Source organism: bacterium (assembly GCA_020444325.1).
Lineage (GTDB): Bacteria > Bacteroidota > Ignavibacteria > SZUA-365 > SZUA-365 > BM516.
The window spans coordinates 150,323-171,762 of sequence record JAHLLD010000006.1 but is presented as its reverse complement, the minus strand read 5'-3'; the positions used below and the strand labels follow the sequence as shown (position 1 = coordinate 171,762).

At 55.9% G+C, this 21,440-nt stretch carries 15 protein-coding genes; 5 read left to right on the top strand and 10 right to left on the bottom strand.

Features of this window, described 5'->3' with window-relative positions:
• Positions 1-13: 13 nt before the first annotated feature.
• Positions 14-1,522: a hypothetical protein gene (locus KQI65_10050; GenBank protein MCB2205080.1), complete on the bottom strand. Its 1,509-nt coding sequence runs from the start codon at positions 1,520-1,522 to the stop codon at positions 14-16.
• An 840-nt stretch (positions 1,523-2,362) separates the two neighbouring features.
• Here KQI65_10050 and KQI65_10045 point away from each other — a divergent pair.
• Positions 2,363-3,490: a hypothetical protein gene (locus tag KQI65_10045; protein MCB2205079.1), complete on the top strand. Its 1,128-nt coding sequence runs from the start codon at positions 2,363-2,365 to the stop codon at positions 3,488-3,490.
• A 4-nt stretch (positions 3,491-3,494) separates the two neighbouring features.
• Here the strand turns inward: KQI65_10045 and KQI65_10040 are convergent, their stop codons facing one another.
• A complete protein-coding gene (locus tag KQI65_10040; protein MCB2205078.1) occupies positions 3,495-5,429 on the bottom strand; it encodes a TonB-dependent receptor in 1,935 nt (644 codons plus the stop codon).
• 199 nt (positions 5,430-5,628) lie between these two features.
• Between KQI65_10040 and KQI65_10035 the strand changes: the two genes are divergently transcribed.
• The 4 genes from KQI65_10035 (at position 5,629) to KQI65_10020 (ending at position 8,353) form a co-directional block, all read left to right on the top strand.
• On the top strand, positions 5,629-6,780 hold the full coding sequence (locus KQI65_10035; GenBank protein ID MCB2205077.1) for a hypothetical protein: 1,152 nt from the start codon (positions 5,629-5,631) through the stop codon (positions 6,778-6,780).
• Between the two features lie 111 nt (positions 6,781-6,891).
• Positions 6,892-7,617 (top strand): DUF2807 domain-containing protein, encoded by a 726-nt coding sequence (locus tag KQI65_10030; protein MCB2205076.1) that lies wholly within the window; start codon positions 6,892-6,894, stop codon positions 7,615-7,617.
• A 25-nt stretch (positions 7,618-7,642) separates the two neighbouring features.
• Positions 7,643-8,011, top strand: a complete 369-nt coding sequence (locus KQI65_10025) for a GIY-YIG nuclease family protein (GenBank protein MCB2205075.1) — start codon at positions 7,643-7,645, stop codon at positions 8,009-8,011.
• Between the two features lie 36 nt (positions 8,012-8,047).
• Positions 8,048-8,353 carry a hypothetical protein gene (locus KQI65_10020; protein ID MCB2205074.1) on the top strand — a complete coding sequence of 102 codons (306 nt, stop codon included), beginning with the start codon at positions 8,048-8,050 and terminating at the stop codon, positions 8,351-8,353.
• A gap of 93 nt (positions 8,354-8,446) precedes the next feature.
• Here KQI65_10020 and argJ read toward each other — a convergent pair whose 3' ends face one another.
• The 8 genes from argJ to KQI65_09980 all read right to left on the bottom strand — a co-directional run bounded on the left by argJ (position 8,447) and on the right by KQI65_09980 (position 21,263).
• Positions 8,447-9,658, bottom strand: coding sequence for a bifunctional glutamate N-acetyltransferase/amino-acid acetyltransferase ArgJ (gene argJ / locus KQI65_10015; GenBank protein ID MCB2205073.1), 1,212 nt, complete (start codon positions 9,656-9,658; stop codon positions 8,447-8,449).
• Between the two features lie 51 nt (positions 9,659-9,709).
• Positions 9,710-10,756: an N-acetyl-gamma-glutamyl-phosphate reductase gene (gene argC, locus KQI65_10010; GenBank protein MCB2205072.1), complete on the bottom strand. Its 1,047-nt coding sequence runs from the start codon at positions 10,754-10,756 to the stop codon at positions 9,710-9,712.
• Complete coding sequence (locus KQI65_10005; protein ID MCB2205071.1) at positions 10,753-11,958, bottom strand: aspartate aminotransferase family protein; 1,206 nt, start codon at positions 11,956-11,958, stop codon at positions 10,753-10,755. Before KQI65_10005 ends, argC begins: the two co-directional genes overlap by 4 nt.
• Positions 11,948-12,784, bottom strand: coding sequence for an acetylglutamate kinase (gene argB / locus KQI65_10000; protein MCB2205070.1), 837 nt, complete (start codon positions 12,782-12,784; stop codon positions 11,948-11,950). The genes KQI65_10005 and argB overlap by 11 nt, the downstream gene beginning before the upstream one ends.
• A gap of 113 nt (positions 12,785-12,897) precedes the next feature.
• Positions 12,898-13,803 carry a mechanosensitive ion channel gene (locus KQI65_09995; GenBank protein ID MCB2205069.1) on the bottom strand — a complete coding sequence of 302 codons (906 nt, stop codon included), beginning with the start codon at positions 13,801-13,803 and terminating at the stop codon, positions 12,898-12,900.
• A gap of 3 nt (positions 13,804-13,806) precedes the next feature.
• A complete protein-coding gene (locus KQI65_09990) occupies positions 13,807-15,591 on the bottom strand; it encodes an SLC13 family permease (protein ID MCB2205068.1) in 1,785 nt (594 codons plus the stop codon).
• 91 nt (positions 15,592-15,682) lie between these two features.
• A complete protein-coding gene (locus KQI65_09985) occupies positions 15,683-20,590 on the bottom strand; it encodes a hypothetical protein (GenBank protein MCB2205067.1) in 4,908 nt (1,635 codons plus the stop codon).
• 199 nt (positions 20,591-20,789) lie between these two features.
• On the bottom strand, positions 20,790-21,263 hold the full coding sequence (locus KQI65_09980) for a hypothetical protein (GenBank protein MCB2205066.1): 474 nt from the start codon (positions 21,261-21,263) through the stop codon (positions 20,790-20,792).
• Positions 21,264-21,440 lie beyond the last annotated feature (177 nt).

Genomic DNA, 21,440 nt, shown 5'->3' with positions numbered 1-21,440 from the left:
ATGCTGAACTCGTCTATAATCGCACACTCAAAAGAAATGAGACTCCCCAGAAAACCTTCTTTCCGTTGTCGAATACATCTCTGGTATCAGAGCTGACGTCTACGGTTCTGTATCCATGTTCGCTGACAGCGGGTTTCAGCAGGCGGCGGACCTGGAATTCCAGATTGCCATACGAGGAGGAGATGGTCATTCCGGCTAGAACGAATGTTTCCTGAAGAAGATCATTGCGCTCATATTCACTCTCGTAGTAGGTTCTCCAGTATCCACCGTCATCCGAAGGACCAAGGTCCTCGAACGTGTGGGTGTACGCGAGTCCGGCGTTGAATGCGAACTTCTCCGGATATGCGAGTTGCAGGCACGATTCAGCGGTGAGGAAGGAGCCTGCGGCAATCCTCGGCCGCACGGCGAGGTACCAGCCGTGGCCGTCGCGATGTCCCGTCAGCGGGATTCGGCGGGAAAGCGAAATGGCAGCATGGGCACTGACCGGTCGTGTGTAGACGTCATACACATGGAAGAGGGACTCTACGCCCAGCTGCAGGGCGAAATCCGCATTCGGATCAGGGAGAAAATCATAGGGATGACGATCGTCACCCGCGTATACAATCATCTCATCTCCCCGCGTAAGTCGCGAATCGTGAAATTCGGGAGGAAGTACATTCCCGAAGAGGGAGTAAGGTACAAGATGCTGGACGGCCCGTTTGACAGCGAGGGAGTCTTCCTCCGTCGTGCTCATTGAACCCATGTCAATGCCAGAAACAGCGAAGCCCACACCCGTACCGAATACGACGGCAGGCAGTGTATATGCGATCGTGCTATAGATTACCGGTATGTGTTCTTTCTCGTTTGCGGTCGCGGAGTGCGCACTGGAAATGAGCAGAGACAAGAATGCATAACTGGAGAGTACGATTGACGGACCGAGGGGAAGGTAGTTCGGAGATTCGAGGGAGCGGATTTCCTCGATCGCGATGCGACGCAAGTAGCGGTCCGTCAGCGCTGCATCATACACCTCATCGCTGTCCCAAACGAACAATGCGGAATCCGAAACGGCGAGCAGGGGGCGGTGAAGGCGATTGCCATCCTGGGTGACAACGGTCGGAAGTGACGGCAGCGAGAACCTTCCGTTATCTATTACTATGATCTTTTTCATGATGAGCCTGGAAAAGGCCCGTAACTGCGCGGCATCTTCTCGACGTTTGAGGAACTCAGAGAAGGCAGTGGTAATGCCATCAGGTGAGAGGTGGAAGCGCTCGTACTGTGCAACCCATTCGCTGAGTACGGTGAATTCCAGTGCATCAAACCTGATGTCAGGCACCGTTCCCACTTCGCTCACAACGGTGCAGCACACACTGTCCATCCCACACCAACGCAAGTCTGCATGTGCAAACCCATCGACTCCGGTGAACAGCTCGAAATACGCCTGCTCCGCCGCAGTAATTCTGTTGCCGATGCGTGGAAGCTCCGGAGCGCTGCTCTGTCCAGACGCAGGAAACAGAAACAGCAGGAGAAGTGATATGGTGTACACAGCTTTCACCGTGTGGCTATTGCAAAGACACAACAATCGCTCAGATGTTGCAGGTGCCGGTTTCCACCCAATGAGAACATTTGCGTTGGAAGGAACAACTATGATGTTCATGTGTCCTTGATATTGAGATCTGAAGTGTGCAGGTTTCCTGAACACCTGACTGCTAAGCTTATTGTATACACGAACCGCGATGCAAACAAGTATTGACGTAAACGTTGCCTTGGTTCTACTGGTCGCTGGAGTGTTGTCAGCACATCTGGGCACCACATGGCTGTAATACAAAAGATTGCTCCAGTCGCTTTGCTGCTATTTGCGTTCTGGGGATGCAAGGATGCACCTACGGAGCCGAAACCCGAACCCGAATCGGAGCAGGCTGGGCTTATTTCGCTAACCTTGAACGAACGAATTGAAGTTTCAATCAACGACACACTACATTACTGCTGGGAGGTGATGGGAGAACTCGAGGCTGATTCCCTGATTATCGAATACATGGCTCCAGAACCTGCTTCACGTACATGGAAATTTCTCCAATCCGTGCCATGCACAAGTGGTTGCCTCAACATTCCCGTACGAGCTATCAACAAGGTCGACTTTTCATTGCGCATCCGCACGCCAGGAATGGAGAAAGTGGCGTTCTCCGCTCGGATATCAGTCTACGAACTGAAATTGCTCTGGTTCACAACCTATACCGAGGCGAGCGTGCTTCGTGAGGGGGATACACTGCATGTGTGCTGGCGTACCACCGATCTTGACCGAACCGAAGTCTTTGTGATGGAATACAGTCCCCTTCCGGAGGGCGACTGGCAATACCTTCGAAACATTGTCATCGGGGAATTCTGCGTGAATATTCTTGCAACTGAAATTCCCGAAAGCGATTTCTACCTGCGTTTTCGAAATATGGCAGGTTCTATCTCCACCACCTCGGCACAGATCCATATCACTACTGATGATGCACCCGGGACGGTTGCTTTTCTTCCCACCTCCTTGGACACATTGATTTATCACCGTGATGTGCTGCGCTGGAATATCCTCCCAGACCATGTGGAGGAGGTGCATGGTGTGTATGTGCAGCAACAGATTGTCGGGCGCGAATGGGAGCGGTCGAAGTGGTTCGATGTCTCAAACAAAGAGTTCCATCCAAGTGATCTTATCGATGCCACGGACGCGCAGTATCTGGATTATAACCCTCAGCGCAGATTTCGTATTCGTCCCGAGAGTGATACTACATGGACGTATTCGCCAGTTTACACCATTGTTGACTTCCGTCTCACGGGCCCGCCGCCAGGATCAATTATCAAGAGGGGAACAATTGTGCACGGTGCTGCTTCGCATCCCGCCGGTCCCTTGGCGGAACATTTCTGGTCAACGGACGGAGGAATAACATGGAAGGCGGTAAAGCAGAACGCGTTCGCGAATGAAAGATATGACAATAGTACGAAGCTGTTCCCGCTTCCACCAGGACAAGAGTGTTATTATGCGATGAAGGGATGGCGAGGCTCCCGGCTATTCGCTGATACTCTGGGACCGTACACTGTGCTCGACGATACACGTCCAATTGTCTCGTTCGAGCTGGGGGAGAAATGGACATATGAGTTTATGGACGACGATCAGGGAGAGATTAGCCGTGATACTGTTACTGGAACCCTCGAGCGCATCGAACAGATCGAAGATCGTATTGAATACACGTTCCGTACGGGGGCTGGTACCGAACCGTGGAATTTCCAGACCGTGATTGAGTATCCGGCTGAGATGCATCGTCTGAGTGGCTGGGTCTTTGACGACTTCACAAGTCACCTCACGGTCTATCGCTTTGCCGATCAGGACCTGGATGAGTATTCTGTGTACTGGGACGATGGTCCTTCGCGCGCCCGCATGACCATGCGGCTGGGAATCGGGCTCACTGAATATTCGTTTCAATCAAGAATGGGTGGGACGTGGTACGCCAGATCCACGATACATATCCCGTGATCCCCTACTCCAATACCGCGTGCAGCTGAAGGCGAACGACGCGGCCGGGTTCCCAGACCTGGTTGCCAGCGGCGAAGGGATTGCGGAGGTAGGAGAGATGCTGGCGGTAGTTGTTGTCGAAAAGGTTTTCGACTGTCAGATCAGCGCGCAGCATACTGCCGTTCCAGCGCAGTCCCGCGTCCACGCGCAGCCATCCGGGGGTACCATCCTCTCCCAGGGTTGGGTCGATGCGATACTGAGCCGCCTGGGTAACAATGCCGGCATGCAGCAGGACGCGCTGCCATTCCGGTGATCTGAGTTGGAGCTGGGCACGCAGGGGAGGAATTTCCGACAGCGGATTGGAATTATTCAAATGCTGTCCCCAGGTCCATGCGACGTCGGCCGTCAGCAGTTTGCGTTCATACCGCATGGTGACACCGACGAGTAATGCATCCACGTTTTCAAATGTCTGATACATTCCCTGGCTTCCGCTGCGCTTTGCCGGCTGCACGTAATTTGCAACGCTGCTGCAGAACGCCTCCGCCTGCAGTGCGTGCCAGCGAGCACTACCGCGCAGTGTACCACGCACAGGCTGGGCGAGCGTGGGATTCCCGATCCATGCCGGTTTGTCACCGGGTTTGCGTACGGTGACATAGAGCTCTTCCGCCTGGGGACTTTCAGTGGCAACTTCAACTTGAAAACCGTAACCGCTCTGCAGTCCGTCACGCCTGCGCCACTGTAATGTTGCGGCAACCAGGGGGAAATTCCTTCCGTTCTCCGCATCGGCGAAAACCTCGCGATAAAACGCCAGGCGGCTATCATCCCCGATGCGCAGATGCGTGAGTCCACCTCGCAGCGAAATGTGCCACGCCCCACAGGTCATCCCGCTACTCGCAGCACCGTAATATTGGTACACTTCCGGCATCAGATGATTCGTCAGGATCAGTGGTCCTTCGAGCACGCCAGAGGAGCTGGCGGATTCAGAGAGCTCTTCACCGAGTACGGTCTTGCCCATTTGTGCATTTGCTACCGAATCCGGTTGGTTGAAACGATTATCCGCATCCCACCTTCGCATCCAGACTTCAAAATGATCGCCAGAGACACCGACGGTCAGATTTCGCGCCGCGGTACGCATCTTTACGGCTGAATAGCGGTGTTCGTTCGTCATCAGGTGATCTGTATACGTGGTATAGAAGCGAAACTGCTTCCACTGCACGTGGCCATTCCACACCCGGTTGTAGATTTCGTCCATCAGCAGGTAGGGGAAGAGCACGTTTTCGGTATAGGCAAAGCTCCCGCCGTATTTCCAATGTCCCGCGCTGCCACGCAGGCCGGTTTCCGCCAGCATATGTCCCGGGAGCGTGTGGTATCCATAGCGATCACCGAAATCCATTCCGTCGCCGTCTCTGTACGGATCGCCTGTCGCATACCGAAGGGACAGAGCATGATGTGCTCCTTCGGCCATGACCGCCGCGTCGATACTGCGCAAGGCGTCGGCACTGCCGGCGAAGGAGGTGTGAAGACGGAAGTTTTCAGATGGGGGACGCCTGCGGAACTGCACGCTGCCCGCGAGTCCCGACGCAGGGGGAATGGATGATTTATCCAGCACCACGTTCGCAAGTTCCAGTGGATTGACGCGAGTGAGCGGGGAGTCCATACGATTGGGACATGCGCTGTGATAGCGCTCTTCGTCCACGACCACAACGATGTCTCCGCGCCTGAAACCGTCGACGGCGATATCCTGTGCAAAGGGCACACCGCGGCGGACCAGCGAAAAGCCGTTCTGTGAAAGAATGGATGAGACAGCCTCCTTGCGCATGGGAACGTCAAGGCGTCCGAAGCCAATGCGCCGGGCGGAAATCTCCACCGTGTTCATTTCCCATGTCTGAAGGCTGTCGGATTCCTGGGCGTGCACGACGCCGATCAATAGCAGGATAGATAGGACGAAGAACTTGGCCATCTGGTCACCCCTGAATGTGCTGCGATGTCTGCGCTGATGCGTGGTTATGATACGAAGAATATCACAAAAAGAACGAAGCAAGACAAGGACATCCGATAAGGCAGACGCAGGTGCCGCATTTACGCGGGACGTTTCCCACGCGTGTAAATATTCATATATTCCACTCCGAAGCTCTCATCCAAATTTCCGGAGGCCCACCATGCGAACTCCATCTGTCAGCATCGTTATCCTTGCCGTCATCTGCTGCACTCTCCCTTTGCATGCACAGACACAGCGTCAGGTTCTGCTCGAGGAATTTTCTACTGCAGTATGCGGGTTCTGTCCCGATGGCGGACTCGTTGCCGAGCAGATTGCGCATGATCATCCGTCGGTAATCTGGGTGACGCATCATGCCGGTTTCGGAGTGGATTCGATGACGACGCCGGAGAGCAAGGGGATTGCATCGGCCTTTACAAACTTCGCACCTTCGGCACTGATTGATAGAGGGGTGTACCCGGTACACGTAGCGCCGTATCTGGAGGAGTACGGGAAAATCGGAACTACGCGGTCGAAGTGGGACAGTGTGGTGACGGCCCGGCTCGGGGATGAACAGTATGCGCGCCTCGACATCACGACCTCTTACAATGCAGCCACCACCACGCTCAACTGCAGCATCGATATTGTGTTCAGCACGGTACCAGAACCCGGGGATATCCGCGTGAATATGTTCCTTGTGGAAGACAGCGTCATCGGAACGGGAAGTGGTTTCGATCAGAAGAATTACTACGACGGGAGTGCGGGACACCCCTATTACCAGGCAGGAAATCCCATTCTCGGCTTCGTGCACAGGCGCGTGGTCAGTGCCGTGCCGACCGGGACGTGGGGAGTGGCCGGTATCGTTCCTCCGTCGCCAGAAACCGGCGTCACGTATACGTATTCCTGGTCCGGTTCGCTCATGGATGTCTGGAATGATTGCAACATCGGCCGGCAGGATGCCATCTCCGTGGTGGCTTTTCTCTCGTATTACGATGAGGATATAAAAAAGCGGCAGGTGATTCACGCTGCGGAAGCCCAGGTCGATGCAAGAACCATCATCATTTGCCACGCTCCCGGTCCCCAATCTCCGGCTATCCTGGCCTGGCCGAATCCTTCACACGATCTCATCCGTCTCAGCACTGATCTGCCCGCAGGAGAGAGCGGCAGACTGGTCGTGACGGATGCTGCAGGACGCCAGGTCGCGCAATATGACGTCAGAACGGGGCGGAATCTCTATACGCTCGATGCTTCGGCCTTGCCTTCCGGTTCCTACCTGTATTGCCTGTTCAGCAGTTCCAGTCCCATGGTAACGGGACGATTGCAGGTCCTTCACTGACCGCGCAAATATGCAGAATGTGCATATTTCAAATTCCTGTGTAACTTGTAGTGCGACTCCCCGTAAAAATGAACACCGCACTGACAAACTTTGCCACAGGAATACGGCATCATGAAAACGAAAAGGATTGTACTTCCTCTTCTGCTCCTTGCCATTGTGTTCGTCGCAAACGCCTGCGATGATGATCAGATCGATGGTAGTGGACAGCAGCAGACCATCCCTTACACCATCGCGGATTTCAACAGCGTTGCAGCAGAAACAGGGTTTCGTGTGAGTCTCTCACCGGACAGCCTCTATTCTGTTGCGGTAACTACGGATGACAATCTGCTCGACTATGTCGATGTTTCCCGCTCCAGTACGACGCTCAACCTCAAGGTTAAACCCAACAGCGATGTGCAGTTCACGGAGCTGCGTGCGGACGTGCGCATGCCTTCGCTCGAATCTCTGACACTGGCCAGTGGAGCACGTTGCTCACTGAAGGATGGCTTCTCTTCACTGCTTCCTTTCAGCGTCGTACTCACTGCGGGTTCTTCAGCTGAAGGAAATATCGTGACGGGAAACATTTCCTGTCTCGCGACGGCGGGGAGCAATCTGACGCTCGAGGGCAGCGGATTGCTGGGAAGCATCGTCGCATCCGCTGGCAGTACGGTGGATCTGCGCGACTTTACAATGACGGATGTGAGCGTATCCGCCGATGCAGGTAGCATTGTGTATATCAATTGCAGCGGAAGACTCGACGTGAGTGCCTCGGGCGGTTCACGCGTTTACTACACCGGGAATGCACAGCTTGGCAGCGTATCCGTCACCGGAGGAAGCACTTTGCAGATTATTCCCTGAATCAGAAAGACTGGATACAATCAACATGCAATCACGCAAGGATATCATACGTGAATACAAAGAGCGGAAACACACCGCCGGGGTCTTCATCATAAAGAATACCGCGAACGGGAGATTCCTGCTCGGCAGCAGCCTCAATATTGAGGGCCCCCTCAACAAGCACAGGTTCATGCTGCAGATCGGCTCGCACCGCAATACTGAGATGCAGAAGGACTTCAGGGAATTCGGATCGGAAGCTTTTGTCTTCGAGATTCTCGAAACAATCGAACCCTCCGACAAACCCGGCTTCGACATCGACGATGAATTGAAATTGCTTGAAGAGATCTGGGTGGAAAAACTGCAGCCTTCAGGGGAGCTGGGATATAACCGTGAGCAAAAAATCAGAGAGGCCTGAAGGCTTCCATTACATACATAATGAAAGGATAAAACAATGATCGTCGTTCGCGATGTTTTCCGTGTACAATTCGGCCAGATGAAGCCTGCTGTTGCCTCGCTTCAGGACATGGCATCCAATCTCGCCAGCAAGGGTGAAACCTTCCCGTTTCGCGTTCTCACCGACGCGGCAGGTCCGTATTACACACTCGTCCTGGAGTTGACATTTGACAGCCTCGCTGCGTATGAGAGTGAAATGAAAACCCTTTTCGCAACCGAGGACTGGCAGCAGTGGTACAAATCATTCCTGCCCTTTCTCACTGACGGACAGCGAGAGATTTACAATATTGTCGAGACCGACTGACAGGTCTTGGCGCAACTGAAGGACGGTTCGTAAAAAAAAACGTGCACATCGTTGCCTGATGTGCACGTTTTTCAATAGGAGTGCGCTTGCTGATCAGGTGGTATACACCGAGTTGAATATGATGTAGTCCGTCGTCAGGTCGGTTCCCCAGCCCACGGCTTCGGCGTCGCCGTCGTTGCAGTTCATGTCGACGACGATATGGGATTCGCGAAGCAGACGTTTTATGTTGTTGCGGTCGAACTCGGCGGGACGACCAGCCTCGAGTACAGAAACCTGGATTTCTTCAGAGCCGAGTGCGAGGTCGACTTTGCTGTGATCAAATGGGACACCTGCATTCCCCGCAGCACCGAGAATGCGACCCCAGTTTGGGTCACGTCCTGTCATCGCCGTTTTCACGAGAATGGAACTGGAGATTGCACGCACCAGTTTACGGGCGGTTTCACGGTCCTGCACGCCGGATACGCGATACTCGATATATTTCGAACAGCCTTCCCCATCAGAAACGATAAGCTTGGCAAGGTGCGACATCAGCTCATGCAGATGTTCGTAGAACAGAGCATAGCTGCTGCTGTCGGTCGAAGTGATCGTCTCATTTCCTGCCATCCCATTCGCCATGACGGCTACCATGTCGTTGGTCGATGTGTCGCCGTCCACCGTGATCATATTGAAGGTATCGTCGACGCAGCTGCGTACGGCGATGTCCAGCACTTGCGGGTCAATCGAGATATCGGTGACGATGAAGGCCAGCATGGTTCCCATATTGGGATGAATCATGCCCGAGCCCTTGGCGATACCGCTGAGATTGATGGTGATGCCGTCAAGTTCGAAATCGACAAACCCTTCTTTCGCAAAGGTGTCGGTTGTGAGGATGGCGTTGGCCGTAAACGACCCCGCTTTCGAGTCGTCCGACAGCTTCTCCATGTTGGTGCGTATACCTTCGACGACTTCGTTGGTAGGGAAGGGTTCGCCGATGATGCCGGTTGAGGCAACAAGTACGAGAGATGGATCGATATTCAGTGTCTCCGCCGCTGCGGTCACCATGGCCTCAGCGCCTTCACGACCCTGCTCGCCGGTGCAGGCATTGGCATTTCCCGCGTTGCAGACGATGACCTGGGCCATTCCATCCGCGATGTTGCGCTGAGACACCTTCACAGGTTCGGCCGTGACCTTATTGCGTGTGAATGTCGCGGCTGCCGCTGCGGGTACTTCGGAATGGATGATTGCCAGGTCGCGGCGCATGGATTTGATACCAATATGTGCTCCCCAGCAGGTGATGCCGCGTACGTTCGTCAGATTGCGTAGCATGAGTGTATCTATCATGTTGGTGAATGATGGATCGTCTTATTGCGCGATCGTTCAGGGATGCATCGGAACCTGCGTAAGACCGGTGGTCTCCGGCAGTCCGTACATGCAGTTCATGTTCTGTACCGCCTGTCCGGCGGCACCTTTGACGAGATTGTCGATTGCGGAAAGCGCGATGATACGCCTTGTGCGTTGATCATAGGTGACGTAGACATCGCAGTAATTCGAACCGCGCACTTCCTTGAGCGTGGGCGGTGTGCTGCGCAGGCGGACAAAGGGTTCGTTTGCGTAACGTTCTGCATATGCCTCGCGCACGTCACTTTCCGAGAGTTCTTTCGAGGGCGTAGTGTAAATGGTCGCGAGTATACCGCGGTCTACCGGCAGCAAGTGGGGAGTGAACTGCACCGACGCTTCGGTGGCTCCCCGCGCCACGAGCTGTTCCTCGATTTCTGCGGTATGCCGATGCGTCTTCAATCCGTACGCGCGGAAATTGTCCGCGACGTTCGAATAGTGTGTCGTCTCCTTCGGTGTGACGCCAGCACCGGTAGTGCCGGATTTTGCATCGACAATGATCTGCGTCGGATCAATGAGTCCGGCTTCAAGCAGCGGCAGTGTTCCGAGAATAGAGCAGGTGGGATAACAACCGGGATTGGCCACCAGTTGTGCCCCGGTGATCTTCTCCCTGTGCAGCTCGGGAAGACCGAATACTGCTTCCTCGATACCTTGCGGATACACGTGCTCCTTTCCGTACCACTGCGCATACGCCTGTGCCGAGTGCAGCCGGAAATCGCCGGAAAGATCGATCATGCGGAAGCCGCTGCCGGCATGACGTGCCACAAAATCCATGGATACGCCATGGGGAAGGGCAAGGAAGGCCAGGTCGGGTTTATGATCAGCCAGCTCATCAGCCGAAATCAGCGTATGGGAGAGGATGTCCTGGAAATGCGGGTGTACATCCGAAAATGCGTCCCCTGCGCGACGTTCGGATGTGATCGCAACAATTTCCACGGAGGGATGCTGGACAAGGATGCGCAGCAGTTCAGACCCCGTGTACCCGGTGGCGCCGACGATGGCGACGCGTATGCGTGTGGCCTCGCTCATGTTTTTCCCTCCATGCTGGAAAGGACGGCATCAAGCGTGTCGATGATGGTTCGCAGCTCGTCCCTGCTGATGATGAGCGGGGGAACCAGGCGAAGGACGTTCTCCGCCGTCGCGTTGGCAATAACTCCACGCGCGAGCATTTCCAGCATAACGGGTTTCGATGCCATGCTGAATTCCACACCGAGCATGAGCCCCATACCGCGTACTTCACGGATCACTCCGTGTTTCTCTTTGAGCTTGAGCAGCTCATCGCGAAACCATTCCCCGTTTTCTTTTGCCACACCGGCGATGTTCTCGTCGAGCAGCGTACGCATGGTTGCAAGCGCTGTGGCCGTTGCGAGCGGATTGCCACCGAAAGTCGTGCCGTGATCACCGAATTCCATCGCCGCGGCGACCTTCTCGCTGCAGAGGATGGCGCCGATGGGGATGCCGCCGCCAAGTCCTTTCGCCAGTGTCATGATGTCCGGCTGCACGCCGAACACATCCTTCGCGAACATACTTCCTGTGCGGGCGATTCCGCATTGAATTTCATCGAAAATGAGAAGCACACCGCTGCGGTCGCAGAGTGCCCGGAGTCCCTCGAGGAAATCACGTTCGGCGACATTGATGCCGCCTTCCCCCTGAATCGGCTCGACGACAATGGCGGCGGTATCCGCCTGCACTGCGGCCTCGGCTGCGGCGAGGTCGTTGAACGGGACGCGGGTGAAACCCGGGGGCATGGGACCAAATCCCCGCTGCATGCGTTCTCCGCCCGTCGCGATGGCTGCGAGTGTACGACCGTGAAAGGAACGCTCCATGGCGATGATGCCGCCACCACGTCCATGTGCGTGGGCATACTTGCGTGCGATTTTGAACGCGCCTTCGATGGACTCCGTCCCACTGTTCGAGAAGAACACCCTGTCCATTCCCGAAACCTCCACAAGCAGCTTCTCGAGTTCCACCTGTGGTTCGCTGACAAAGTAGTTGGAGATATGCATCAGTTTGCCTGCCTGCTCCCGCACGGCTTCAACGATGCGTGGGTGACTGTGCCCGAGACTGTTCACGGCAATGCCGGCAAGTGCGTCAATATACTCCTTGCCTTCCACGTCCCAGAGTCGTGCTCCGCTGCCGTGTGAAAAGGCAATCGGTATTCTGTTGTACGTCTGAAGATGATACTGCCGGTCGAGTCCGTGCAGCGCTTCGTTGGTTTTTTCAAGTGCCATTGTTGTTTCCCTGGTGAACGATACGAGTTCCACATTCCTCGCCGGCTGCCGCCATCCGCAGCTGATCCGGTTTCATGCCGTTGATAATGCGTGCTTCCGCCGCGCCATGCAGCAGGGCGACGCGGCAGGATTCCAGCTTGGGTATCATGCCGCCGACAATGATACCGCCCATGGCGGCTTCAACCTCTTGCAGCGTCATTCGCGGAATGAAGGATTCGGGCTGATGGATGTCTTCGTAGACACCATCGACGTCGGTCAGCACGAGGTAGCGATCCGCTTTGAGCGCGGCTGCGATATGTCCAGCGAACATATCCGCATTGATGTTGTAGTCGGTGCCGTGCTCGTCTGATGCGATACAGGTCATGACAGGCAGATAGCCGCGGTCGAGCAGGAGTTCCAGCAGGGCGGGGTCGACCGAGGCGACATCGCCCACCTGCCCGAGATCATGCTCATGGAGCTTTCCGTCCTTCTCCTCCCGGTGAAGGCGGCGTGTGGCGGTCACCATGCGTCCGTCTTTACCGGAGAGTCCGACCGCGCGCAGTCCGGTGCTGTTGAAGCGCTGCACGAGGTCTCCGTTGACGCGGCCTTTCAGGGCCATCTCGACATAGCGGAGCGCTTCGCCTGTGGTGACCCGGTGACCACCAACGAAAGTGGATTCCACGCCGGCGAGTTCCAGCGTTTCCGCGATGAACGGTCCGCCCCCGTGTACCACAACAACGCGTGCGCCCTGTCGATGGAGGTCTGCGATCTGTTGAACGATCTGCGTTGTGACAGTTTCGTCGCGCATGGCGTTACCGCCGTACTTGATTACAATCAGTCCGGTCATCTCACGTTGTCAGAAATGTTTCGCTGAAGTATTGATAAGTATATAAGATAGGATTTTTGGGCCCGATGCAAAATGCAGTCGGATTTCCGCACTTTTTATGCAGCTGCAGGACCTCATGCGCTCTCACCATCCAGGTCGTGGGACCTGTCGCTGCTGCGGCGAGGCATGTCCTTGATGTGGATGTCCCGCTGCGGGAAGGGGATAGTGATGCCTTCCTCGCGAAAACGTTTGTCGATGGCGAAATACATCTGACTGCGCATGACGCCAGGACGCGAAGTGAACTCCCGTGTCCAAACGCGAAGATTGTAAATGATCCCGTTTTCCCCGAATTCCGAGATCAGTACATCGGGTGCCGGATTCTCGAGCACCCCCTCATGATTCTCAGCGATGGAGATCAGGACTTCCCGCACGCGCGATGCCTCCTCGGCGTATGTGACGCCGATCGGGAAGTTCAGGCGGATTTTGCTGTCGGAATGACTCCAGTTGATGACAGTTTGAGAGATGAACTCGGAGTTCGGTACGATGATGGAGATGTTGTCGTTGGTGACGATTTCCGTGGCTCGCATGGAAATGTTGGTCACGTTCCCTGCAATGTCTGATACTTCGATGCGATCACCGACCTTGATGGGCCGCTCCATGAAGATTATGAGGCCGCTGATGAGGTTGTTCGTAATGGTCTGCAGACCGAATCCGATACCAACACCGAGAGCACCGAGAAGAACGGTAATGCTGCTTAGGTTGATGCCTGCAGTTTGAAGCAGGATGATAAAGCCGATGGTCAGGACGAAGTAGCGGATAAACGAACCCATGGCTGCCCGTGTGCCGAGCTCGATGCGGCTGCGTGCGAGCAGGCGGTAGACGATCAGCTTGTTCAGCTTCCCGGTGAGCCAGAATAACAGAAAGAGTGCCACGCCGAGATAGACGATTGTCCACACCGAAACATCGGTCTTCCCGAGTGAGAAAAGTGGCGTGTTGGCGATGCGCACTATTTCATTGAATATGAATTGAATCTGTTCCATGATTTATCCGTGGAATGGGAAAAAAACGGGGAGCAGCAGCACGGAGAGTGCCCAGAAGAGCAGGGTCAGCGGGGTGCCGATCTTAAGGAAATCCGCAAACCGGTACTGTCCGACACCGTATATCATCGTGTTGGTCTGATACCCGACCGGTGTCAGAAAGCTTGCAGACGCCGCAAAGGTCACCGCTACGAGGAGGGGACGCGCGCTGATCCCGAGGGATTCGGCTCCGGCAAAGGCAATGGGGGCGATGAGCACTGCCGTCGCCGCATTCGACATGATGCCCGTCAGCAGAGCGGTGAGCAGGTAGAGTATCGCCAGGAAGGCCAGTGGTCCGAATTGTCCGACCATGGAGATGAGGGTGTCCGAGAGCTGCGAGGCCAGTCCGCTGCTTTCCATGGCGATGCCCAGTGAGAGAATGCCGCCGAGAAGAAAGATCACTTTCCAGTCGATGGCCCTGTAGGCTTCCTCTATGGTAATAGTGCCGATGAGAACAAGAAGGATAGCTCCGGCAACTGCTGCAGCCTCGATGGGGAGGAGGTTCAGCGCCGCAACGACGATGACAGCAGCGGCGACGAGCAAGGCGGAGAACAGACGGGAGCGTCTGTAGGTCGGGAGCTGTACCTCGGAGGCCACCACGAAATTGGGATCGGCTTCGATACGCCGCGTATCCGCCTTGGGCGTTTCGATCAGGATGGCATCACCGGGACTGAGACGCGTGTTGCGAAATCCCTTGCGCTGCAAAGCGCCGCGATGTCTCAGGGCAAGCGCAGTGGCACGAAACATATCCCTGAACTTCGCGCTGCGAATCGATTGTCCCACCAGTGGAGCGTTGGGAGCGACGATGACTTCGAGCAGCGAAAGCTCCTCGGTGTTGAAATCTTCGTCCTGCAGCGTTTTATCTCCCTTGACCGTGCAGCCGACATGACGCTTCAGTTCATGAATCTGGCGCACATCACAGCGTACCCGCAGCGTGTCACCCGCTTCAAGCCTCACTGCATGCGGGGCATCGCCCTGCCACGTCCCATCCCTGATGACGCCGATCACATCAATGTCGAGATCTCGCACGAGGGGAGACTCGTCCACGCGACTGCCCACGGAAGGAGCTTCGGGGAGAAGGACGATGTCTGTCAGGTAATCCGCCATGTCGTAGCGGCGCGTCAGGCTGTTCTCAGAGGGACGATCAGGCAGCAGGCGCAGCCCGAAGGTCATCATGTACAGCAAGCCCGCCCCAAGCAGCAGCAGCGCCGGTAGCGTGAATTCAAACATGCCGAAGGCATTCTGGCCATGCTCGACGGCGATGGAGTTGATAAGAATGTTGGTCGAAGTACCCACGAGGGTGAGCATGCCGCCAAACATCGAAGCGAAGGAAACAGGGAGCAGCAGACGTGTCGGGCTGATGGAAGTATCGTTAGAGACACTGAGAAGTACGGGGATGAAAACGGCTACAACCGGGGTGTTGTTGATAAAAGCTGAAACGACTGCGATCAGGACCATCGTGAGAATGAGTCCCTGCATGTACCCCCGGTTGAAAATTTTCTTACTGGCTACTGCGAGATAGCTGACCGCACCTGTTCGACGTAACGCCTCACTGATGACGAACATTGCGGCAACGGTGATCGTCGCTGTGTTGCTGAAACCGGCGAATCCCTGCCGCGGTGTCAAAACACCGCTCACGATGAGCGCCGCCATGATGAGCACAGCAGTCACGTCCACCCTTATACGTTCTATTGAAAACAGCACGAGGGCGGCCGCAAGCAGTCCGATAACAATCCACATTTCCAGAGTCATACATCTTCACAACAGTACACCCTGGAGACATGTTCCCTCTGTGATATTGTTCGTCAGCGCAGTCTGCAATCAGCCGTGCACGACCTGCCTGTCACTTGATCTGTGACATGACCATGTGCAGCACGATATTTTCCGTGCGCAGGATGCAGATGTAATTGCCGGAAGCCAGCGTGCTCGCGTCGAACATCGCCTGGTATGCGCCTTCCTCCCTGTATCCGCTGAAGAGTGTGGCCACGCGCTGCCCGAGCGTGTTGAGTATATACAGCTCTGCATTGCCGCGCTCGATGAGTTCATACGTGATCACCGTCGCACCGTTGAAAGGATTTGGTCTATTCTGCGAGAGACGTGCGGTTCCTTCTGCATCAAAAAGTCTGTCGCCCCCTTCACGGCATATGTTGATGCGCAGCGATCCATCGAGAAGCGTCACCGCAACGGGAGCATCGGTCCACAGCATCGCATCGAACAGCAGGGGAATGGAGTCCCGGTTGCCCAGGGCAGCGATGGCATCAAAGTACACACCACCTGCGCGCAATGTGGCAAGTGAGGAAGAGATTTCAACGATGCGATCACCCGCATCGATTGTTGACGGGAGACTCTCGTCGAGCGGAACCAGTACGGATTTGTTGAAACGCACGCGAGCGGTGAAGAGGTTCGCCCCGACAGCATCGAGACAGCTGTGCTCTGACATGCTGAGATCGATGCGTACGGTATCGCCGGGACTCACGACGCGATGCGGCAACGCGATGATTGTCGCTGCGGCGACGCAGTCCACCGGGAAAGCGGAAGATGCGAGGGGACAGCCGTTGGCATCGGTAATGACGACGGTATATGTCCCGGCAAAGGTAATGGGACACTGCTGTCCGGTCTCGCCGGGAAGGAGGCTGTCATTCCTGTACCACTGATAGGTTGTAGCCGGAGATGAGACAAGTATCATTGCATCCCTTGAGATGACCGGTGCAGGCGGTTGCGCGTGCATCTGCACATGATGCGGATCGGAAGTCGCTTCACAGCCGTTGCTGTCGACGACGGTCACCGTTCTGTCGCCGGTGCCAGTCATCGTGCAATATGGTCCTGTACTGCCGTCGCTCCACCGGTAGGATACGAAGCCCGGTGTCGCGGCCAGCACTGCGGTGTCTCCGGGACAGACTTGCGCCGGACCGATGATTTCAGGGTCCGGTGCAGGGTATACGCTCACTGTGAACGGATCCGAACTGCCTGCACAACCTGCGGCGTCGCGTACGTATACGGTATAACGTCCGGGCGTCCGAACAGTTATCACCTGCCCGGAAGCCGGTCCATCGGGCGTAGTCCAACTGTAATTGAGGTAGCCGCTGCCCGCGTCGAGTTGCAGCTCGGATCCCGCACAGAAGAAAGCGGCGCCGCTTATGGTGGGCCTGATGCTGTCACCGATGGTGACGTTCAATGTGTCAACAGCCTGGCATACACCGTTATCGATGATGACGATGACGAACCCCGCACCATTTCCTCCCCATTGTACCTGAAGACTGTCTTCGCTCAATGTATTCTCCGCAATGCCCCCGGCGAGCTCCCATCGTATGGTGTTGCCTGCCTGGGGACGCAGCCGATACGTGGCAATGGTGTTGCGACATACCGTAATGGGACCCAGAATTTCCGGATCCGGGGCGGGAAGGATGGTGATTTGCCTGGCAATGCTCGTGGCTTCACAGCCTCCGGCGGATATGACGGTGACAGTATACGTGCCACTCTCACGCGCGCGAAGTTCATGCGCCGTTGTGCCAATGTCACCCGACGGCGTATGCCAGATGTACCGGGCTTCGCCTTTGCCCGTGCTCAGAATGACGGAATCGGTCTCACAGATGACGGTGTCTGGCCACGCGGTCAGTACAGCATCGGGAATCTCGTGAACGACGATTTCGAGCACTGCCGATCCGCTGCAGGGCAGCTGGCCTGTACTATCGTGCTCGGTTACCTGGAGCGTGTACGTCCCTGGCTGCAGCCAGCGCAATGTGAGTTGCAGGGAGTCGCGCTGCAGTACTTCCGCGGCTGATGGGATATCCCATTGCGTACTTCCGTCCCCCTTCTGCAGCGTGTACACCGCGGTGTCTCCTGCGCACAGGTGCAGACGTCCCGTGAGCTGCGGGTCGGGTGCCGGCAGCACGGTGACGAATATGCTGTCAATGCCCCTGCAGCTATCCGCCGTTGCAGCGTGAATATAATACCAGCCTTCTTTCCATACTGTACATGAGCGTCCACTGCCGATGATCTCACCATCCCCGTTCGTCCAGGTAATAATCGGCCAGCTCCTGACCGAACGCAGAAGGAGGGAATCGCCATCGCAGATGCGGGGTGGACCGCCGGTGTATATATCAGGATCGATACCAGTGATGACTTCTACCGGATAGCGCAGCGTATCGGAACAGCCTGTCGACGCATCGACGACCACAAGTTGAAGCTGCATGCGTCCGGCTGTCGTCCATCGTACCCGCAGCGCATCCCGCGTCGTACTGCTGATCGCCTGCCCATCCTCGATGGTCCAGGTGTACTCCCAGCTGCCGCGCAGCAGAGTGTTGTAATCATGAATGCTGTTCAGGCAGACAAGGGTGGGGCCGTCGATAGTGAAATTGGGACCGGGGTTCACCGCGACATCGATTGTATCGCTCAACCCGCTGCAGCCAGTGCTGTCTTCAGCTATGACATAGTAGCTCCCGGCGCGACCGGTGACGAGCGCATTTGTGTTGCTCACAATCCTGCCCGAATCATCGACCCACCTGTAGTTCCTGTAGCCGCTGGTGGCGCTGAGCAGTACACTGTCGCCCTCACACATGGGGAAGCTGCCGTTGATGTCGATATCGAGCGTAAAGCCGGGCTTGAATGTCAGAAAAATCGATGACGAGGATGCTTCGCAGCCAAAGGTGTCATGCACCGAGACGCTGTAGCGTCCCGGCTGAGTGGCAAGCAGTGTTCTGCCCGTATCAGGAATGATGCGCGTCGGTGTGCGCCATGTATACGATTGATAACCCGCCGCGGCGGTCAGGAGCACGCTGTCGCCGATGCAGCGCACGGTGGGACCGTCAATGCTGAGATCGATGCCCGACGTGGGATATACCTCAACGCGAATGCTGTCAATTCCTTCACAACCGAGGCTGTCGACTGCATGCACGTAATACGTGGTGGGAAATTGCACGGTGACGGTGGGCTGCTGCTTCGTGCTGTCGTTCATACCCGCAGCAGGGCGCCAACGGAACGTAACCTTCCCGGTCGCACTCATGAGCTGCAGCGGAAGGGTGATCGATGCGTTTGCGCATACAAACACGGTGTCAGGGAGCAACAATTCCAGTTCCCCATCAGTTGTGACAAGGATGTCATCCTCTCCGATACATCCGTTACTGTCGATGACAGTGACATGATAGGTTGTCGCAACCGTCGGACTCGCCAGCGGCTGCTGCACGGTGCTGTCGCTGAGCGATGCTGCGGGCGTCCAGGCAATGGTGTACGGTGGCGTGGCATTGCTGATGACGAGGGGGAGGCGTACGCTGTTGCCGGCGCAGATGGCGATCGAATCGGGAAGTTGCAGATCCAACTCGTCGCGGAGTGTGACGTAGATGCTGTCGCGCACCTCGCAGCCAGCCGAGTCACGGAGTACAACATGATACCATCGTGGAATGGTGGGGGACACGATAGGTTGCAGAACATCCGTTGCGCTCAACCCCGTGCCGGGCGACCAGACAACGTCGAACGGCGGGAGTCCCTGCGTCACCTGCAATGGTATGGGGGCCGAGCTTCCCGGACAGAGGAACAATGAATCCGGCAGCAGCAGGATGGGGGGAGGCACGATGCGTACGTCGACCGTGTCGAAAGAGACACAACCGCGTCGGTTTTCAACACGGAGAATATATCTTCGGTCAGTGCTTGCCTGTACCGCAGTCTGTGCCGAGTCGGGGGTGGTGAGTCCATCCGGTGGAGACCAGGCATACGTCGCGGAGGGATCGGACGGTGGTGTCCCGATTGTCCCTGTGACGCTGTTGCAGAGCACCAGATCGGGGCCCGCATCCGCAACCGGCGCTGCTCTCACATTCAGTGAGAAATAGGCGACACCCGGACAACCCGCGGTATCGAGAACCTCCACCGTGTACAGCCCCGGGGTTTTGCCTACTGTCGTATTTGTCGTATCACCTGTCGGGGTCCAGTAATACGATGCATAGCCAGGAGTGGCGGTCAGGATACTTTCCTCACCCTCGCAGATTTCACTGTCACCCGTAATGGTGATATTCAGACTGTCACATGGATTCTCATTGCAGGTGATGCCGAATGGAAGGCTGATGAGTACGAGCTGCGGGAAGCCTTTCGGCGTCCCATGGTTCCCCATGCCAGAATAATCTTCATACGAATCACAGAAGCGCCACCAGCCCACAAGTCCCGTCTTGTCACTGTTCGAAAGATCCTTATCCTTCGTCGCATTGATCTGCGCCTGCGTCCGCTCGATGTTCCAGTACCGGGCTTCATCGATGATGCCATCAAGGTACGCCCCTGAGCTGTTGTTATAGTATCCGCACCAGGCGAGACCGGTGTTGCAATTGAACTGACGTGAGGTGAATGTCGGGGAGATCGCGAGCTGGCCGTCGATATACAGTTTCGCGTATCCGGCGGGACCATTGACCACGAGGGCTACGTGATACCAGGTATCTGGGAGGAAGGAATTGTCGGCAGTATAGAAGTAGCTGTCGGGAGGTGATTTGGCAGTGATGAAGGCTAGACGTTTACGGCTGAACTCATACCACAGCTGCCAGTCAGAGGGGGTTCCACTCGTGACATCACGTGTGACGATCAATCCACCGCTCGAAGATTTTACCCATACCTCGACCGTAAACACGGGTATGGCGATGGAAGAATTATCGGGAATCTGCATCCAGTTCCCGTTTCCCGCCCGCATTCCCCGGTTGGGAATAAGCTGTGCCTGCGCAGTGGTTGTGAGTAAAAACAGTGCAATCGCAACAGTACGCAGCAGCTGACAACACATGGTCTCCTCCCGGGCAAGTGAACAACGACCGCAATGCGGTCTTACCATCGTACGGTAAATATCATAATGAGAGAATAATATCAGAGAAGCAAGTGTGTTGTGATGCCGTCTGCGTGACAGATGTAAAACGCCCCGGCCTTCACAGGAGAAGGACGGGGCGTTGTGCGAGAAATAGCGCTCTTACGCGATGCGCATATGACTAGTTATTCTGCGGCATCGGGATGAGGGGGCATTCGAAGTACGTCGATGTGCTTTCGAAATCGGAGAGGTCGAGATCCTCGACACTGCAGGCATCGTCGTACTTGAAGGGATCGACGCCGCTCTTGAGCACGTTCACGTGCCAGCGTCCGCCGTTGAAGTCCTGATCGCCGGGTTTGGATTCGGAGATGGCGCCGACACCGTCCTTGAACTCACCCATCACGAGTCCGACATTGTAAAGTTCATCGAAATTTCCTGCATTCGGATTGAAATGTGCCGGGGTACCGACGGTGCGGAACAGCGTGCAGTCGCCCCAGATGGTACCGCGGCCGACCTTCATCAGGGTGGACTCGCTGTTGTCGGGACCTGCGTTGCCGTCCGGGGAAATGGGACCTGCTTCCTGGTTACAGCCCATGAACGTCATGGCGCCGGCGAGAAAGACTACAGCTGCGAGGGGAAAAAGTGTGCGTTTCATATATCTCTCCTGTGAATGATGAATGACATTTCCCGGAGAGCGATGTGGAGCGGTGCTCCACGGCTTCTCCTTGAATGAGCGTCGGATGAAACAGCTTTCCGATTAACACTGCTGTAATCTAGGAAGCGTATCCCTGGAGAGAAATGATGGAATGTCCCGAGGCCATGCGGATTATTC

Excerpts from the sequence above, each read along its gene's own strand:
- KQI65_10040 (MCB2205078.1), bottom strand. The coding sequence starts at position 5,429 with ATGGCCAAGTTCTTCGTCCTATCTATCCTGCTATTGATCGGCGTCGTG.
- KQI65_10035 (MCB2205077.1), top strand. The coding sequence starts at position 5,629 with ATGCGAACTCCATCTGTCAGCATCGTTATCCTTGCCGTCATCTGCTGC.
- KQI65_10030 (MCB2205076.1), top strand. The coding sequence starts at position 6,892 with ATGAAAACGAAAAGGATTGTACTTCCTCTTCTGCTCCTTGCCATTGTG.
- KQI65_10025 (MCB2205075.1), top strand. The coding sequence starts at position 7,643 with ATGCAATCACGCAAGGATATCATACGTGAATACAAAGAGCGGAAACAC.
- KQI65_10020 (MCB2205074.1), top strand. The coding sequence starts at position 8,048 with ATGATCGTCGTTCGCGATGTTTTCCGTGTACAATTCGGCCAGATGAAG.
- argJ (MCB2205073.1), bottom strand. The coding sequence starts at position 9,658 with ATGCTACGCAATCTGACGAACGTACGCGGCATCACCTGCTGGGGAGCA.
- argC (MCB2205072.1), bottom strand. The coding sequence starts at position 10,756 with ATGAGCGAGGCCACACGCATACGCGTCGCCATCGTCGGCGCCACCGGG.
- KQI65_10005 (MCB2205071.1), bottom strand. The coding sequence starts at position 11,958 with ATGGCACTTGAAAAAACCAACGAAGCGCTGCACGGACTCGACCGGCAG.
- argB (MCB2205070.1), bottom strand. The coding sequence starts at position 12,784 with ATGACCGGACTGATTGTAATCAAGTACGGCGGTAACGCCATGCGCGAC.
- KQI65_09995 (MCB2205069.1), bottom strand. The coding sequence starts at position 13,803 with ATGGAACAGATTCAATTCATATTCAATGAAATAGTGCGCATCGCCAAC.
- KQI65_09990 (MCB2205068.1), bottom strand. The coding sequence starts at position 15,591 with ATGACTCTGGAAATGTGGATTGTTATCGGACTGCTTGCGGCCGCCCTC.
- KQI65_09985 (MCB2205067.1), bottom strand. The coding sequence starts at position 20,590 with ATGTGTTGTCAGCTGCTGCGTACTGTTGCGATTGCACTGTTTTTACTC.
- KQI65_09980 (MCB2205066.1), bottom strand. The coding sequence starts at position 21,263 with ATGAAACGCACACTTTTTCCCCTCGCAGCTGTAGTCTTTCTCGCCGGC.